General features: G+C 60.9%; 11 protein-coding genes and 1 other RNA gene. 7 read left to right on the top strand and 5 right to left on the bottom strand.

All coding sequences use genetic code 11. The features are described 5' to 3' along the window. Positions 1–105: 105 nt before the first annotated feature. The 4 genes from guaD to xdhA all read right to left on the bottom strand — a co-directional run bounded on the left by guaD (position 106) and on the right by xdhA (position 6,218). Positions 106–1,410 (bottom strand): guanine deaminase, encoded by a 1,305-nt coding sequence (gene guaD, locus ACW9IN_RS26655; RefSeq protein WP_457368653.1) that lies wholly within the window; start codon positions 1,408–1,410, stop codon positions 106–108. Positions 1,411–1,422: 12 nt separating this feature from the next. After that, on the bottom strand, positions 1,423–2,262 hold the full coding sequence (xdhC, locus tag ACW9IN_RS26650) for a xanthine dehydrogenase accessory protein XdhC (protein ID WP_457368652.1): 840 nt from the start codon (positions 2,260–2,262) through the stop codon (positions 1,423–1,425). A gap of 115 nt (positions 2,263–2,377) precedes the next feature. Beyond that, positions 2,378–4,777, bottom strand: coding sequence for a xanthine dehydrogenase molybdopterin binding subunit (gene xdhB / locus ACW9IN_RS26645; RefSeq protein WP_457368651.1), 2,400 nt, complete (start codon positions 4,775–4,777; stop codon positions 2,378–2,380). Beyond that, positions 4,770–6,218: a xanthine dehydrogenase small subunit gene (xdhA, locus tag ACW9IN_RS26640; protein WP_457368650.1), complete on the bottom strand. Its 1,449-nt coding sequence runs from the start codon at positions 6,216–6,218 to the stop codon at positions 4,770–4,772. Before xdhA ends, xdhB begins: the two co-directional genes overlap by 8 nt. A gap of 54 nt (positions 6,219–6,272) precedes the next feature. Between xdhA and ACW9IN_RS26635 the strand changes: the two genes are divergently transcribed. From ACW9IN_RS26635 to ffs, 7 genes are all read left to right on the top strand, one after another. Next, positions 6,273–6,503 (top strand): hypothetical protein, encoded by a 231-nt coding sequence (locus ACW9IN_RS26635; RefSeq protein WP_457368649.1) that lies wholly within the window; start codon positions 6,273–6,275, stop codon positions 6,501–6,503. After that, on the top strand, positions 6,500–7,159 hold the full coding sequence (locus tag ACW9IN_RS26630) for a GntR family transcriptional regulator (RefSeq protein ID WP_457368648.1): 660 nt from the start codon (positions 6,500–6,502) through the stop codon (positions 7,157–7,159). Before ACW9IN_RS26635 ends, ACW9IN_RS26630 begins: the two co-directional genes overlap by 4 nt. 2 nt (positions 7,160–7,161) lie before the next feature. Beyond that, positions 7,162–10,650 (top strand): chromosome segregation protein SMC, encoded by a 3,489-nt coding sequence (smc, locus tag ACW9IN_RS26625; protein ID WP_457368647.1) that lies wholly within the window; start codon positions 7,162–7,164, stop codon positions 10,648–10,650. A gap of 260 nt (positions 10,651–10,910) precedes the next feature. Further along, entirely contained in the window at positions 10,911–11,774 is an 864-nt protein-coding gene (gene zipA / locus ACW9IN_RS26620) for a cell division protein ZipA (protein WP_457368646.1), read from the top strand. Positions 11,775–11,838: 64 nt separating this feature from the next. Beyond that, positions 11,839–14,196, top strand: coding sequence for an NAD-dependent DNA ligase LigA (ligA, locus tag ACW9IN_RS26615; protein ID WP_457368645.1), 2,358 nt, complete (start codon positions 11,839–11,841; stop codon positions 14,194–14,196). Between the two features lie 101 nt (positions 14,197–14,297). Next, positions 14,298–15,458 (top strand): zinc-binding metallopeptidase family protein, encoded by a 1,161-nt coding sequence (locus tag ACW9IN_RS26610; protein ID WP_457368644.1) that lies wholly within the window; start codon positions 14,298–14,300, stop codon positions 15,456–15,458. A gap of 236 nt (positions 15,459–15,694) precedes the next feature. After that, positions 15,695–15,791: signal recognition particle sRNA small type (gene ffs / locus ACW9IN_RS26605), an RNA gene on the top strand. A gap of 802 nt (positions 15,792–16,593) precedes the next feature. Here ffs and ACW9IN_RS26600 read toward each other — a convergent pair. Then, a complete protein-coding gene (locus tag ACW9IN_RS26600) occupies positions 16,594–17,037 on the bottom strand; it encodes a hypothetical protein (RefSeq protein WP_457368643.1) in 444 nt (147 codons plus the stop codon). Positions 17,038–17,148: the final 111 nt, after the last annotated feature.

Genomic DNA, 17,148 nt, shown 5'->3' with positions numbered 1-17,148 from the left:
TGCCTGCGATGGCATCACCTTGGTCTAACTGAAAGACCGAGGTGCCTGCATCGCGGGCAAGCCCTGCTCCCACACAAGCCCGCTCCCACATTGGGTTTTGTGGTTTTAGCGCTGGTGCACCAGCTGCCCCGCCGCATACGTCTGCAACACCGTCCGGTCATCCCCCAGGGTCATCAACACGAACAACGTCTCGGCTATGTTCTTCGCCTGCTTCAAGCGATAGCTCAGCAGCGGCGTAGCGTTGTAATCCAACACCAAAAAGTCCGCATCCGTCCCCGGTTGCAGCGTACCGATCTTGTCTTCCAGGCGCAGTGCCCGCGCGCCACCCAGGGTGGCCAGGTACAGCGACTTGAACGGACTCAACCGCGCGCCCTGCAATTGCATGACCTTGTAGGCTTCGTTCAGGGTTTGCAGCAGTGAGAAACTGGTGCCGCCGCCAACGTCCGTTCCCAGGCCCACATTCAATTTATGTTTCTCGGCCATCGGCAGGTTGAACAAACCACTGCCCAGGAAGAAATTCGAAGTCGGGCAGAACGCTACCGCAGAACCCGTCTCTGCCAGCCGTGCACACTCGTCATCACACAGGTGCACGCCGTGGGCAAACACCGAGCGCTCGCCCAGTAGCTTGTAATGGTCGTACACGTCCAGGTAGCCGCTGCGCTCGGGGAACAGCTCTTTTACCCACTCGACTTCCTGCTTGTTCTCACTGATGTGGGTCTGCATGTAGAGATCCGGGTATTCCCCCAGCAGTTGCCCGGCAAGTGCCAGTTGTTCCGGCGTGCTGGTCGGCGCAAACCGTGGGGTGACCGCGTAGTGCAGGCGGCCTTTGCCGTGCCAGCGCTCGATCAACGCCTTGCTTTCCTGGTAGCCGGATTCGGCGGTGTCGGTGAGGTAGTCCGGCGCGTTGCGGTCCATCATCACCTTGCCGGCGATCATGCGCAGGTCGAGTTTTTCAGCCGCTTCGAAGAACGCGTTCACCGACTGCGGGTGCACGCTGCCGAACACCAGTGCGGTGGTGGTGCCGTTGCGCAGCAGTTCCTTGATGAAAATATCCGCGACTTCCTCGGCATGGGCCTTGTCGGCGAACTGGCTTTCGCACGGGAAGGTGTAGGTGTTGAGCCAGTCGAGCAACTGCTCGCCATAGGCGCCGACCATGCCGGTTTGCGGCAGGTGGATATGGGTGTCGATCAGGCCGGGGGTGATCAGTGCGTCCTGGTAATGGGTGATTTCGATATCGGCGGGCAGGGTCGGCAGCAAATCGCTGGCATGGCCGATGGCGCTGATCTGACCGTTTTCGATCACCAGCAGGCCGTCTTCGAAATACTCATAGGATGCTTCGATGCCCACGTGCGCAGGGTCGGCGATGCTGTGCAGCAGGGCGGCACGGTAGGCTTTGCGAGTCAAAGGCATGGTCATCTCGATTCAAAGGGCTTGGCTGCGGCGTGACGCCGGCAGCAGTTTGGCAATGGGTTCGGCGCTGGCGGTGTGCTGGCCGAAATTGGCGTTGTAGGTGGCGATGATTTCGCCGGCGATGGAAATGGCGATCTCCACCGGCAGTTTGCCCTTCACCTCGGCGAGGCCCATGGGGCAGCGCATGCGTTGCAACTGCGCGGTGTCGAAGCCGCGATCACGCAGGCGGTGTTCGAACTTGACCCGCTTGGTCTTCGAGCCGATCAGACCGAAGTAGGCAAAGTCATTACGTTTGAGCAGGGCGGCAGTGAGTTCCAGGTCCAGCGCGTGATTGTGGGTCATGACGATGCAGTAACTGCCCACCGGCAGGTCGGCAATTTCATCGACCGGCTCTTCGCTGACGATTTTGCGCACGCCTTGGGGGATATGCTCCGGAAACTCCTGATCACGCGAGTCGATCCAGCGCACCCGACACGGCAGGCTCGCCAGCAGCGGCACCAACGCACGCCCCACATGGCCGGCGCCGAATACCGCAATCTGCGCCTGAACCTGGCCCATAGGCTCGAACAGCAATACGGTCACGCCGCCGCAGCATTGGCCCAGGCTGGCCCCCAGGCTGAAACGCTCCAGATGGGTGTTTTGCTGGCCGCGCACGAGCATATCCCGCGCGATCTGCATCGCCTTGTATTCCAGGTGCCCGCCGCCAATGGTGTCGAAGGTCTGCGCGGCGCTGATCACCATCTTGGAACCGGCATTGCGCGGTGTGGAGCCGAGTTCTTCGATGATGGTCACCAGCACGCAGGGTTCGCCGCTGTTTTGTAAGTTGGCGAGGGCGCTGATCCAGTTGTTCATGTTCACCTCAACATTACTGTTGTCAGTCAGGCCGCCATCGCAGGCAAGCCAGCTTCCACAGGAGAATGCATTCCAAATGTGAGAGCTGGCTTGCCTGCGATGGCAGCACCCCGGTCTAGAGCGAAGCCATCTCGGTATCAGCCTCAACCACCTTCGCAACACTCAACTGCCGCATCTGCTCACACCCCCACAACACCCGCTCCGGCGTGGCCGGCGCATCGATCTTCGGCTGATGGCGATAATCACCCAGGCTCGCCACCGCATCCTTGATCGCGCACCACGAGGCGATCCCGAGCATGAACGGCGGTTCGCCCACGGCCTTGGAGTGGAACACCGTGTCTTCGGGGTTCTTGCGGTTCTCCACCAGCTTCACCCGCAGGTCCAGAGGCATGTCGGCCACGGCCGGGATCTTGTAGCTGGCCGGGCCGTTGGTCATCAACTTGCCCTTGTTGTTCCACACCAGCTCTTCCATGGTCAGCCAGCCCATGCCCTGCACAAAACCGCCTTCCACCTGACCGATGTCGATGGCCGGGTTCAGCGAGGCGCCCACGTCGTGGAGGATGTCGGTGCGCAGCATCTTGTATTCGCCGGTCAGGGTGTCGACGATCACTTCGCAGCAGGCCGCGCCGAAGGCGAAGTAGTAGAACGGTCGGCCACGGGACTGGCTGCGGTCGTAGTAGATTTTCGGGGTCTTGTAGAAGCCGGTGCTAGACAGCGAGACCTGGGCGAAATACGCCTGCTGGATCAGCGCCTCGAACGTGAGGATCTGGTCACGCACGCGCACATGGCCATTGTGGAATTGCACATCCGCTTCGCTCACGTCGTATTTGCGTGCGGCAAATTCCACCAGGCGCTGCTTGATGGTTTCGGCGGCGTTCTGCGCGGCCTTGCCGTTCAGGTCGGCGCCGCTGGAGGCCGCCGTTGGCGAGGTGTTGGGCACCTTGTCGGTATTGGTCGCGGTGATCTGCACGCGGTCGATTTCCACCTGGAACACCTCGGCCACCACCTGCGCGACCTTGGTGTTCAGGCCCTGGCCCATCTCGGTGCCGCCGTGGTTCAAGTGGATGCTGCCGTCGGTGTAGATATGGATCAAGGCACCGGCCTGGTTGAGGAAACTGGCGGTGAACGAAATGCCGAATTTCACCGGAGTCAGGGCCAGGCCTTTTTTCAGGATCGGGCTGTGGGCGTTGTACAGGCGGATCGCTTCGCGGCGCTCGGCGTATTGGCTGCTGGCCTCAAGCTCGGCGGTCATTTCTTCGAGCATGTTGTGCTCGACGGTCTGGTAGTAGTGGGTGACGTTGCGCTCGGTCTTGCCGTAGTAGTTGACCTTGCGCACCTCCAGCGGGTCGAGGGCCAGATGGCGGGCGATGGCGTCCATCACTTCCTCGATGGCCACCATGCCTTGCGGGCCGCCGAAGCCGCGATAGGCGGTGTTGGAGGCGGTGTTGGTCTTGCAGCGATGGCCGTTGACCGTGGCGTCGCCCAGGTAATACGAGTTGTCGGAGTGGAACATCGCGCGATCGACAATCGAGTTCGACAGGTCCGGCGAGCAGCCGCAGTTGCCGGCCAGCTCCAGGTTGATGCCGTGCAGGCGCCCGCTGTCGTCGAAGCCCACGTCGTATTCGATATAGAAGGGGTGGCGCTTGCCGGTCATCAGCATGTCTTCGACACGTGGCAGACGCATCTTGGTCGGCTGCCCGGTGAGGCGTGCGACTACCGCGCACAGGCACGCCGGGCTGGCCGCCTGGGTTTCCTTGCCGCCGAAACCACCGCCCATGCGGCGCATGTCGACGACAATCTTGTTCATCGACACGTCCAGCACCTCGGCCACGAGCTTCTGCACTTCAGTGGGGTTCTGGGTGGAGCAATAGACGATCATGCCGCCGTCCTCGGTGGGCATCACCGAGGAAATCTGGGTTTCCAGGTAGAAATGCTCCTGGCCGCCGATATGCAGGGTGCCCTGGATACGGTGTTTCGCCGTGGCCAGTGCGCCCGCCGAATCACCGCGCTGGTGGGTGTGGCTGTCGAGCACGAAGTGCTTCTTGCGAAACGCCTCGACCACGTCGAGCACCGGCTCCAGATCTTCGTATTCGATCACGGCGGCCATCGCCGCCTTGCGCGCGGTTTCCAGATCGCGGGCGGCAACCGCCAACACCACCTGGCCGACAAACTGTACGGTGTCGATTGCCAGCAACGGATCGCCGGGCATCAACGGGCCGATGTCCTTCAGGCCCGGCACGTCTTCATGGGTGATGACGATGCGCACGCCTTCAAAGGCATAGCAGGGCGCGGTGTCGATGCTGAGGATTTTCGCGTGGGCGCGGTCGGACATGCGCGCATACAGGTGCAACTGGTTGGGGAATTCCAGGCGGTCATCGATGTACTGGGCTTCGCCGCAAACGTGCTTGGCGGCACTGTCATGCTTGACGCTGCGGCCCACCCCGGAGGTGAGGTCCTGGGCGAACAGCTCGGCGAGTTCGGCCTGGGTTTTAACGACGGCGTGATGGTTAGACATAAGCGGTCACCCGAGTCTCGATGTGCGGCGTTTGCAGTTCGATGAAGTATTTGCGCAGCAGGTTTTGCGCACTGAGCAGGCGGTATTCCTTGCTGGCGCGGAAGTCCGACAACGGGGTGAAGTCCTGGGTCAGGGCGGCGCAGGCCTTTTCCACGGTAGCGGCGTTCCAGGTGGCGCCGATCAGCGCGGTTTCGCAGTGTTTGGCGCGTTTCGGGATAGCGGCCATGCCACCGAAAGCCACGCGGGCATCGCTGATCACACCGTTGTCGAGCGTCAGGTTGAAGGCGGCGCAGACTGCGGAAATGTCATCGTCCAGGCGTTTGGAGACTTTGTAGGCACGGAACTGCGCGTGGCCCTTGGGCACAATGATCTTCTCGATGAACTCGCTGTCCTGGCGGGCAGTGACACGGTAATCGATGAAATAGTCTTCCAGCGCCAGGGTGCGGCGGGTGTTGCCCTTGCACAGCACGATTTGCGCGCCCAGGGCAATCAGCAGCGGCGGCGAATCGCCAATCGGCGAGGCGTTGCCGATATTGCCGCCCAGGGTGCCCTGGTTGCGGATCTGCAGCGAGGCGAAACGGTGCAGCAGTTCGCCGAAGTCCGGGTATTCGTGGTCCAGCGCGGTGTAACAGTCGGAAAGGGCAGTGGCGGCGCCGATCTCCAGGCGATCCTCGAAGGACTCGATGCGCTTCATTTCTTCGATATTGCCGACGTAGATCATCACTGGCAGCGTGCGGTGGAACTGGGTGACCTCCAGCGCCAGGTCGGTACCACCGGCCAGCAGACGGGCTTGCGGGTAGGCGTCGTAGAGGTCGGCCAGGTCGGCGACGGTCAGGGGCACCAGGCAACGTTTGTCGCCACTGTTGAGTTCGCCGGTTTGGGTGGGGGCGATAGCCTTGAGGCGCGCGATGGTCTGGGCTTCACGGCTGTCGAACTGGTCTTGCGGTTTGTTGCAGCACGCCTGTTCGGCAGCGGCCAGGATCGGGCGATAGCCGGTGCAGCGGCACAGGTTGCCGGCCAGGGCTTCATGGGCTTTCTGGCTGTCGGGGGCGTCGCTGTTCTTTTGCAGGGCAAACAACGACATCACGAAGCCCGGGGTGCAAAAGCCGCACTGCGAGCCGTGGCACTCCACCATGGCTTGTTGCACGCTGTGCAGTTGGCCCTGGTGCTTGAGGTCTTCGACGCTGATCAGTTGTTTGCCGTGCAGGGATGACACAAAGGTCAGGCACGAGTTGAGGCTGCGATAACGAATCTGTTCGGTGCCCTGTTCATCGGTGTGCAACTCGCCGACCACCACGGTGCACGCACCGCAATCGCCGCTGGCGCAGCCTTCCTTGGTACCGGATTTGCCCAGGTGCTCGCGCAGATAGTTGAGCACGGTCAGGTTGGGGTCCAGGGCATGCTCGCTACGGAGTTCCTGGTTGAGTAAAAACTGGATCACGGAAGGCCTCGCAGACTCATTATTGTTGTTAACCGCTTTGCGCCGAATCTAGTCATGTCTGACTTTTCGGTCAATGATTTTCTGACCGAAAGGTCAGGAAATTGCGATTACAACCTGTTCAAGTATGGTCCAGTCTCCTGGAACCGGCGTTTTTGGCGATTTCCAGGCTTTAAGGGTTGCGTGTTTCATGCCAAATTCAGCCGCGTGGGCCTAGCGCCATCAGCCGGGCATTTGCGCTACACTGCCGCGCTTGTACCGATAGATGATTTTGAAGGGAAAACATGACGTTCAAGGCGCCGGACAGTCTCGCCGAGCAAATCGCTCACCACCTCGCCGAACGTATCATTCGCGGCGAACTCAAGCCTGGGGAGCGGATCCAGGAACAGAAGGTCACGCTGGCGCTGAACGTCAGCCGTGGTTCCGTGCGCGAAGCCCTGCTGATTCTCGAACGTCGCCACCTGATCGCGATCCTGCCGCGCCGTGGCGCCCACGTCACCGAACTCACCGCCCACAAGGTGCAGAGCCTGTGCACGTTGATGGGTGAGCTGTACATCCTGCTGGCCAACGCGGTTGCCAGCGGCTGGCAGAGCCACGCCGACATGGCGCCGTTCCTGCAGATCCAGCAGCGTCTGGTCAGCGCCTACGACCGTCAGGACATCCGCGCCTTCGTCGCCGAAAGCTTCAATGTGATGCGCCCGGCGTACCCCTTCGCCAACAACCCGTATCTGCAAGAGACTGTCGAGAACCTGCAGCCGGCGATGAACCGTGCCTATTACCTGGCCCTGGACCAGCGCAAGGCCTCGATGAGCGAATACCTGGTGTTGTTCGAGCAACTGCTCGCCGCCGTCCTGGCCCGTGACCTGGTGCAAATTCGCCTGGTGCTGTCGGCTTACGGCCAGCGCAGTTGCTCGTTGATCATCGCTGCGTTGGCGGACGCCTAAACGTGCGGCTCAAGTGCATCAAACTGGCGGGGTTCAAATCCTTCGTCGACCCGACCACGGTGAACTTCCCCAGTAACATGGCGGCGGTGGTCGGGCCCAACGGTTGCGGCAAGTCGAACATCATCGACGCCGTCCGCTGGGTGATGGGCGAGAGCTCGGCCAAAAACCTGCGCGGCGAGTCGATGACCGACGTCATCTTCAACGGCTCCACCAGCCGCAAGCCGGTGAGCCAGGCGAGCATCGAGCTGGTGTTCGACAACTCCGACGGCACTCTCATCGGCGAATACGCGGCCTATGCCGAGATTTCCATTCGCCGCAAAGTGACCCGCGACAGTCAGAACAGTTACTTCCTCAACGGCGCCAAGTGCCGCCGCAAGGACATTACCGACATCTTTCTGGGCACTGGCCTGGGCCCGCGCAGCTACTCGATCATCGAGCAGGGCATGATCTCCAAGCTGATCGAGGCCAAGCCCGAAGACCTGCGCAACTTTATCGAAGAAGCCGCCGGCATCTCCAAATACAAGGAGCGCCGTCGCGAGACCGAAAACCGTATCCGCCGCACCCACGAAAACCTGGCGCGCCTGACCGACCTGCGTGAAGAGCTGGAGCGCCAGCTTGAACGCTTGCATCGCCAGGCCCAGGCAGCGGAGAAGTATCAGGAATACAAGGCCGAAGAACGCCAACTCAAGGCGCAGCTCTCGGCCCTGCGCTGGCAGGCGCTGAATGACCAGGTGGGTCAGCGCGAAGCGATCATCGGCACCCAGGAAATCAGCTTCGAAGCCCTGGTGGCCGAACAGCGCAATGCCGACGCCAGCATCGAACGCCTGCGCGACGGGCACCATGACCTGTCCGAGCGCTTCAATCTGGTGCAGGGGCGCTTCTATTCGGTGGGCGGCGATATCGCCCGCGTCGAGCAAAGCATCCAGCATGGCCAGCAGCGCTTGCGCCAGTTGCAGGATGATTTGAAAGAAGCCGAGCGCGCGCGCCTGGAGACCGAGTCTCACCTGGGCCATGACCGCACCTTGCTGCTGACGCTCGGCGAAGAGCTGGACATGCTCACGCCCGAGCAGGAAGTCACCAGTGCCGCCGCCGAAGAAGCCGCCGCTGCGCTGGAAGAGTCCGAAACCACCATGCACGGCTGGCAGGAGCAGTGGGACGCCTTCAACCTGCAATCCGCTGAGCCACGCCGCCAGGCCGAAGTGCAGCAGTCGCGCATCCAGCAACTGGAAACCAGCATGGAGCGCCTGGCCGAACGCCAGCGGCGCATGCAGGAAGAGCGCGCGTTGCTCTCCGCCGACCCGGAAGATGCCGCGATCCTGGAACTCAGCGAGCAACTGGCTGAAAGCGAGATGACCCTGGAAGAGCTGGAGGCCAGCGAAGAGCAGCAAGTGGAACGCCTGGAGCAACTGCGTCAGCAATTGCAACAGGCAACCCAGGCGCAGCAACAGGCCCAGGGCGATCTGCAGCGCCTCAATGGTCGCCTGGCCTCCCTCGAAGCCTTGCAGCAAGCGGCATTGGACCCCGGCACCGGCACCGCCGAGTGGCTGCGCGACCAGCACCTGGCCGAGCGCCCACGCCTGGCTGAAGGCTTGAAAGTCGAAGCTGGCTGGGAACTGGCGGTAGAAACCGTACTGGGTGCCGACCTGCAAGCGGTGCTGGTGGATGATTTCGGCGGTTTTGACCTGACAGGCTTCGCCCAGGGCGATTTGCGTTTGCTCAGCCCGGCGGCGGACGGCACGCGGGTGCCGGGCAGCCTGCTGGACAAGGTTGAGGCCGCGATTGATCTGGCACCGTGGCTGGGCCAGGTCAAACCGGTGGACTCCCTGGAACACGCGTTGGCTCAGCGCGGCCAGCTGGCTGCCGGTGAAAGCCTGATCAGCCGCGATGGCTACTGGGTGGGGCGGCACTTCCTGCGGGTGCGCCGCGCCAGTGAAGCGGAAAGCGGCGTGCTGGCTCGTGGCCAGGAAATCGTCAACCTGATCGCTGAGCGTGAAGAACGCGAAGCTACCCTTGAGGGCTTGGAAACCCAGTTGCAAACCCTGCGCGCCACCCAACGCCAGCAGGAAACCGGCCGCGAACACCTGCGTCGCCTGTTGCAGGACGAGGCGCGTCAGCAAGGCGAACTCAAGGCCCAGCTTTCGGCGAGCAAGGCCAAGGTGGAGCAATTGTCCTTGCGTCGCACCCGTCTCGATGAAGAAATTGCCGAGATGGGCGAGCAACGTGCCCTGGAGCACGAACAGATCGGCGAAGCGCGTGTGCATTTGCAGGACGCGCTCGACAGCATGGCTCTCGACACCGAGCAGCGCGAATTGCTGCTGGCCCAGCGTGACAGTCTGCGTGAACGCTTGGATCGCGTACGCCAGGAAGCCCGTCAGCACAAGGACCACGCCCATCAGTTGGCGGTGCGTCTGGGCTCGCTCAAAGCCCAGCACGCGTCGACGGCCCAGGCCCTTGAGCGTCTGGAGATGCAGTCCGAACGCCTCACCGAAAAGCGCGAGCAATTGAGTCTCAACCTGGAGGAGGGCGAAGCGCCGCTGGAAGAGCTGCGGCTCAAGCTCGAGGAATTGCTCGACAAGCGCATGACTGTCGACGAAGAACTCAAGACCGCGCAGATCGCTCTCGAAGATGCAGACCGTGAACTGCGCGACGCGGAAAAACGCCGGACCCAGGCCGAGCAGCAATCCCAGCTGATCCGCGGCCAGCTCGAACAACAGCGCATGGAATGGCAGGCCCTGACTGTGCGCCGTAAAACCCTGCAAGACCAGTTGCTGGAGGACGGCTACGACCTGCACGGCGTGCTCAACACCCTGACCGCCCAGGCCAGCGAGCAAGAGGCCGAAGAAGAACTTGAGCGCATCGCCGCGCGTATTCAACGCCTCGGTGCGATCAACCTCGCGGCCATCGACGAATACCAGCAGCAATCCGAACGCAAGCGTTATTTGGATGCTCAGGATGCCGACCTGGTCGAAGCCCTGGACACCCTGGAGAACGTGATCCGCAAGATCGACAAGGAAACCCGCAACCGCTTCAAGGATACCTTTGATCAGATTAATGGCGGTTTACAGGCGTTATTCCCGAAAGTTTTCGGTGGTGGCAGCGCTTACTTGGAACTGACGGGCGAAGATCTACTCGATACTGGGGTGACGATCATGGCGCGGCCTCCGGGCAAGAAGAACAGCACCATCCATTTGTTGTCCGGTGGCGAGAAAGCCCTGACCGCATTGGCCCTGGTATTTGCCATCTTCAAGTTGAACCCGGCGCCGTTCTGCATGCTCGACGAAGTTGACGCCCCGCTGGATGACGCTAACGTTGGACGGTACGCGCGGTTGGTGAAAGAGATGTCCCAGACCGTGCAGTTCATCTATATCACCCACAACAAGATCGCCATGGAAATGGCCGATCAGTTGATGGGGGTCACGATGCATGAGCCGGGCTGTTCGCGTCTGGTGGCGGTGGATGTGGAAGAAGCGATGGCGATGGTGGAATCCTGACCTGCGCTTTGCAGGAGAATTTTCGGCGCGCGGTAAGGTCTTTTGCAGGTCGCGTAAAGATGGCCTAACGACATAATTGTTCGAAGGCATTTTGACAGACGGTGTAAAGTTATCTTTGGTCGTGCTAGTTTAATGTCAATTTTGCGTATGCGTGGGCAAAACGTCAGTCAGAACATAGAGTTGGCGCCACGTTTTAAAGCGGTTTGCACAGTGCTAAACCCCTTATTTTTCAGCATTTTTTATTAGAGGCACGGGATTACATGGAAATCGGTCTGCGCGAGTGGCTGATCGTCATCGGCATTATTGTCATTGCCGGTATTCTTTTTGATGGCTGGCGCCGCATGCGCGGTGGCAAGGGCAAGCTCAAATTCCGTCTGGACCGAAATCTGTCCAACCTGCCCGATGACGACGGCAATGCCGAGCTGCTGGGCCCGTCCCGCGTGCTGGACACCCACAAGGAGCCGCAACTGGACGAGCACGACTTGCCGTCGATGAGCGCGCCGGTGCGTGAAGCCCGCGAGCCGTCCGCCAAGCGTGGGAAACGCGCTGCTGCTGCGGTGGCCGAGCCCCACCAGGGCGACCTGAACCTGGACGTGGACGAAGGTCCGAGCTTCAGCAGCCGCGACGATGATTTCCCCGATGAGAACATTGGCAAGCAGGCGTCGCGTCAGTCCGTGAGCGATCAGCCGGCGGCCGAAGAAGTGCTGGTGATCAGCGTTATTTGTCGTGATGCGGCTGGCTTCAAGGGCCCGGCGCTGTTGCAGAACATCCTCGAAAGCGGCCTGCGCTTCGGCGAAATGGACATCTTCCACCGCCACGAAAGCATGGCCGGCAACGGTGAGGTGCTGTTCTCCATGGCCAACGCGGTCAAGCCGGGTACCTTCGATCTGGACGATATCGACCTGTTCAGCACCCCGGCGGTGAGCTTCTTCCTCGGCCTGCCAGGCCCGCGTCACCCGAAGCAGGCCTTCGACGTGATGGTGGCGGCGGCGCGCAAGCTGTCCCAGGAACTGAACGGCGAACTCAAGGACGATCAACGCAGCGTCCTGACCGCCCAGACCATCGAGCATTACCGTCAGCGCATCGTCGAGTTCGAGCGTCGCGCCCTGACCCAGAAACGCTGAGTAACATAAGCGCACCAACATTTGAGCAGCTTCGGCTGCTCTTTTGCTTTATGAGAGAACACCCATGACCGCCGCCCACACCCGCATCCTCGAACTGCGCGCTGAACTGGATCAGCACAACTACCGTTACCACGTCCTCGACGAGCCGAGCATTCCGGACGCCGAGTACGACCGACTGTTCCACGAGCTCAAGGCCCTGGAGGCCGAGCATCCGGAACTGGTCACCCGGGACTCACCGACGCAGCGGGTGGGCAGTGCGGCGCTGTCGGCGTTCACTCAGGTCAGGCACGCAATTCCCATGCTCAGCCTGGGCAACGCGTTCGATGAAAGCACCATGCTGGAGTTCGATCGCCGGGTCACCGAGGGCCTTGACCTACCGGTAGGTGATCTGTTCGGCGGCGGTGCGGCGGTGGAGTACAGCTGCGAGCCCAAGCTGGATGGCCTGGCGGTCAGCCTGCTGTATGAACATGGCGAGTTGGTGCGCGGCGCTACCCGGGGGGATGGCACTACCGGCGAAGACATCAGCGTCAACGTGCGCACCGTACGCAATATCCCTCTGAAACTGCACGGCAGTGGCTGGCCGGCGACCCTGGAAGTACGTGGTGAAGTGTTCATGTCCAAGGCCGGTTTCGAGCGGCTCAATGCTTCGCAACTGGAAGTCGGCGGCAAGACCTTCGCCAACCCGCGCAATGCCGCCGCCGGCAGCTTGCGCCAGTTGGACTCGAAGATTACCGCCAGCCGCCCGCTGGAATTCTGCTGCTACGGTGTGACCACCGACCTCAGCGACACCCATATCGGCAACCTGCAACAGCTGAAAAAATGGGGCATGCCCATCAGCCACGAGCTGAAGCTGGCCAAGGGCATTCAGGATTGCCTGGACTATTACCGCGACATCGGCGAGCGACGTAACAGCCTCGCCTATGAAATCGACGGCGTGGTGTTCAAGGTCAACAGCATTGCGTCCCAGCGTGAACTGGGCTTTCGCGCCCGCGAACCGCGCTGGGCCATTGCCCATAAATTCCCGGCCATGGAAGAACTCACCGAACTGCTCGACGTGGAGTTCCAGGTCGGCCGCACCGGCGCCGTAACCCCGGTGGCGCGGTTGAAACCGGTCAAGGTCGCGGGTGTCACCGTGTCCAACGCCACCTTGCACAACATGGACGAAGTGGCGCGCCTGGGCTTGATGATCGGCGACACCGTGATCATCCGCCGTGCGGGTGATGTGATCCCGCAGGTGGTGTCGGTGGTCGCCGAACGTCGCCCGGAAGATGCGCGAGCCGTGCAGATCCCCGAGAGTTGCCCGGTGTGCGGCTCCCATGTGGAGCGCACGCAACTGGTCAAGCGCAGCAAGGGCAAGGAAACCGTCAGCGAAGGCGCGGTGTACCGTTGCGTCGGGCGCCTGGCCTGTGGTGCGCAGCTCAAGCAGGCGATCATTCATTTCGTCTCGCGCCGCGCCATGGACATCGACGGCCTGGGCGACAAGACCATCGAGCAACTGGTGGACGAAAAACTCATCGGCTCGCCGGCGGATCTCTACAGACTCAAGTACGAGCAGATCATCGACCTGGAAGGTTTCGCCGACATCTCCAGCAAGAAGCTGATCACCGCCATCGAAAACAGCAAGAGCCCGACCCTGGCACGGTTTATCTACGCGTTGGGCATTCCCGATGTGGGCGAGGAAACCGCCAAGGTGCTGGCGCGCTCCCTGGCCTCCCTGGAGCGGGTACAGAAAGCCTTGCCGGAAGTGCTGACTTACCTGCCGGATGTGGGGCTGGAAGTGGCGCATGAGATTCACAGTTTTTTCGAAGACAGTCACAACCAGGACGTCATCGGCGCGCTGTTGTCCCCGGATGAATGCGCGCTGCAATTGCAGGATCAGGGCGAGTTGAGCGCGGAGTTCGCCGCCAGTACCACCCTGGGCGGCCTGCTCGACAAGCTGCACGTGCCCAGCGTCGGCCCGGGTGCTGCGCAGAAACTGGCGGACAAGTTCATCACCCTGGAAGGCGTGATCAAGGCCGACTGGCTGGATATGCGCCAGGCGTTGCCCGAGAAACAGGCCAAGGCCGTGCGCGATTTCTTCGATAACCCGGACAACGCCAACCACGCCCTGGCCATCGAGCAACAGCTCAAGGACTTCGGCATGCACTGGCAGAGCGAGAAAAAGGTAGTCGAAGGCTTGCCGGAAGCCGGGCACACCTGGGTGCTCACCGGCTCCCTGGAGCTGATGAGCCGCGACGTGGCCAAGGACAAGCTGGAAAGCCTCGGCGCCAAGGTGGCCGGCTCTGTGTCGGCGAAGACCCACTGCGTGGTCGCCGGCCCGGGTGCTGGTTCCAAGCTGGCCAAGGCCAGCGAGCTGGGCCTGAAAGTGCTGGATGAAGAAGCCTTCGTCGCCTTCCTCGCCAAACACAACATCTCCGTCTGATTGGGACTTTGTGGTGAGCGGGCTTGCCCGCTCACCACACGCGTACGGAACGATTTCGAAGGGAAATTGATCTAGTCTCTGTCTTCCAGGGAGAGATCGCCATGTTCCGCTACTTCGAGCAGCTCAGTTCGCGCATCGCCGCCCCGTTCACGGCAGGCCGCAACAGTAAGGTGTGGCAGTGCCGCTGCGGGCAATCCCTGTTCTTTCGCAACAGCCAATGCCTGGCGTGCCAGGCGCTGCTGGGTTATCAGCCCCAGCAAGCCCGGCTGGCGTCCCTGCAACCGGGCCCGGTAGAAGGCACCTGGCTGCAAGACGATAACCACGAAGCCGGGGCGTTTCGCCGCTGCGCCAACCTGGACACCCCGGCGGCCTGCAACTGGCTGATCCCGGCCCACAGCACCGCCACGCTGTGCGTGGCGTGCAGCCTGAACCGCACCATCCCCGATCTATCCATCCCGGAAAACCACGAACGCTGGCGCAAAGTGGAGACCGCCAAGCGCCGCCTGGTGGCGCAGTTGATCAGCCTCGGCCTGCCCGTGGTGCCCAAAAGCGTCGACGAGGGCACCGGCCTGGCTTTCGACTTCGTCGGTATCGACCTGGAAGGCAACGTGCCCATGACCGGCCACGCCAACGGCCTGATCACCCTGGATATCAAGGAAGCCGACGACGCTCACCGGGAAAAGGTCCGGGTCCAGATGCGCGAGCCCTACCGCACCCTGCTCGGGCATTTCCGACATGAGGTCGGCCATTACTACTGGGATCGGCTGATCGCCACGACTCAATGGATCGAACCCTTCAGACACCTGTTCGGCGACGAACGCGCCAGTTATGCCGACGCCCTCGACCAGCACTACCAGAACGGTCCACGCCCGGACTGGCAACAAACCTGCGTCAGTGCCTACGCCACCATGCACCCCTGGGAAGACTGGGCCGAAACCTGGGCCCACTACTTGCACATGATGGACGCCGTCGACACCGCGCTTGGCTTCGGCATGAGCGCCCGCGAGATGGACCTGGATTACCAGCCGTTCCCCCTCACCAGCCTCTACGACCCGACACACCCTGGCGGGCCGGCGTTCCTGTCATTCGTCAACGCCTGGATCGAGCTGGCCGGCATGCTCAACGAACTGTCCCGCAGCATGGGCCAGCCGGATTTCTACCCCTTTGTCCTGCCGCCTGCGGTCATCGCCAAGCTGCACTTCATTCACTTGGTGATCCAGGAAGAGGGTGGCCGGGCGGATGAGGTGGTACAGGCTCAATAATTCGCTGGATGTGCGAGGTGGCTTGCCGCGATGGCCTCCCGATGGTCGCCCAGATGCACCGAGTCACCTGTATCGCGGGCAAGCCCGGCTCCCACAGGGTGTTAGGGTGCGCTCGGGGGCACCGACAAGTGCTTGAGCCTCTTCATATTTTTAAACCGACATCAGCGGTTGTAACTTCCCATGAGATCGGTACAATGGCCCCGCTTGCCGAGAGGCAAGTGTCGTTATGGTGACCCCATCGGTCCCCCCGCAACGATTACCCGTGAACCTGGTCAGAGCCGGAAGGCAGCAGCCACAGCGGGAACATTGTGTGCCGGGGTGTGGCTGGTGGGGTTGCCTCCATTTTATAAATCTTTGATTTTAAAAAGATTTATCAGAAAGAAAATTCGAAGTGTGACAGCGTTTAGGTATATCTAAGTGATGCACCGTGCTGGCAATCCTACCTCGTTCATTTTACTCACACCATCCTAGCCAATCAGTTTGCGGTGTCATCTGTGAGCCGCCACTACCAATCACTCTTGTGCATATATCTGCTTTTTGGCGGCAATGTAGGCATTGCATCTGCTTGAGTGCGTTTAACCTCTCTCCCTTGCACCACTAATCAAGGAGAGAGCCGTGGGTAGACTCATGCTGACAAGGAAAGTAGACCAAGGCTTCGGCTTACAATCAGGCCCGAGCACGTAGCAGAGCTGGGCGACCTGATCCTCAATGGAATCACCGTCGCCATTTCTGAAGTCACCAGAGAAGGCAAAGTCAGGCTATACGTAGAGGCACCCGATAGCGTGCTGATCCTGCGTGACGAGTTAGAGTTTTTGACCTATCCGTGAGTATGACCGCCTTGCTGCTGAAGAGGAGGGAGCCGTAAGGCTCCCTGTGCTCCCGTTTTGCCTAGATCAAGACTTAAAGTAGCTGATAATCAGGTGACCTACGCCGACCGCTATCTTCGCTAGATCAAGCGAGCGATCCAGCCATGATTTCCCTGTGGTGTGGCTATGCCTGCGCTCTGGTACTCGCCTGGGTAATTCAGCTGTTCCATGGTGCCCATGGCGACTGGAACGAGTACGACGTTTTTTGATAGACATGAGAAAAGCTCCCGTTCGAAAAGGAAAAAAGGAAAAGATTTTTCGAGGGGAGATCAGCGAAGACGGTGTTTGTACCCGCTCAGTTCGGGGCCATCTAGGAGCAGGGGAATGCGTAGGGTTGCGCGGAGGGAGTGAGCAAGGAGGGCATTAAGTTTGGCTAGCGCGTCCAGAATTGCTCTGAGTACGGCAGTCCAGAAGTTCAGTTTTTGTTGTATGCGTTGCGTGTAACCGAAAACACTGATTTGGTTTTCGAGAGAGTTGATGAGGCGGCGTACTTTCGCCAGGGTCTCGGAAAAGTGCCGAGTGATACCGACCGGATTTACGGTGTCGCACGATGTGCCAATAAGCTCTTCTAACGCTCTAGTCGAGGCTTCAAGGCACCTTACCTGCTCTAGTCTTGCAAACTCGGCCTTTAACTCTTCTGTTACGGCATCAAGCACTGGCCCTATGTCAGTCGGCAAGCTGTTTTGGCTGGCTGTTGATGGGTGATCATCCATAGGGATTCTCGCTGTGTTTGAACTGCCCTAACGATAACCCGCCAGAAAGTGGGAGGCAACGTCATTGGCTTGCAAGTTGCCTACGGTTTCGTAGTTGCGGATCTGCCCATT

Source organism: Pseudomonas sp. SDO5271_S396 (assembly GCF_054071795.1).
Note: the sequence above shows the minus strand (reverse complement) of the source record. Positions and strands in the feature narration are given on the sequence as shown.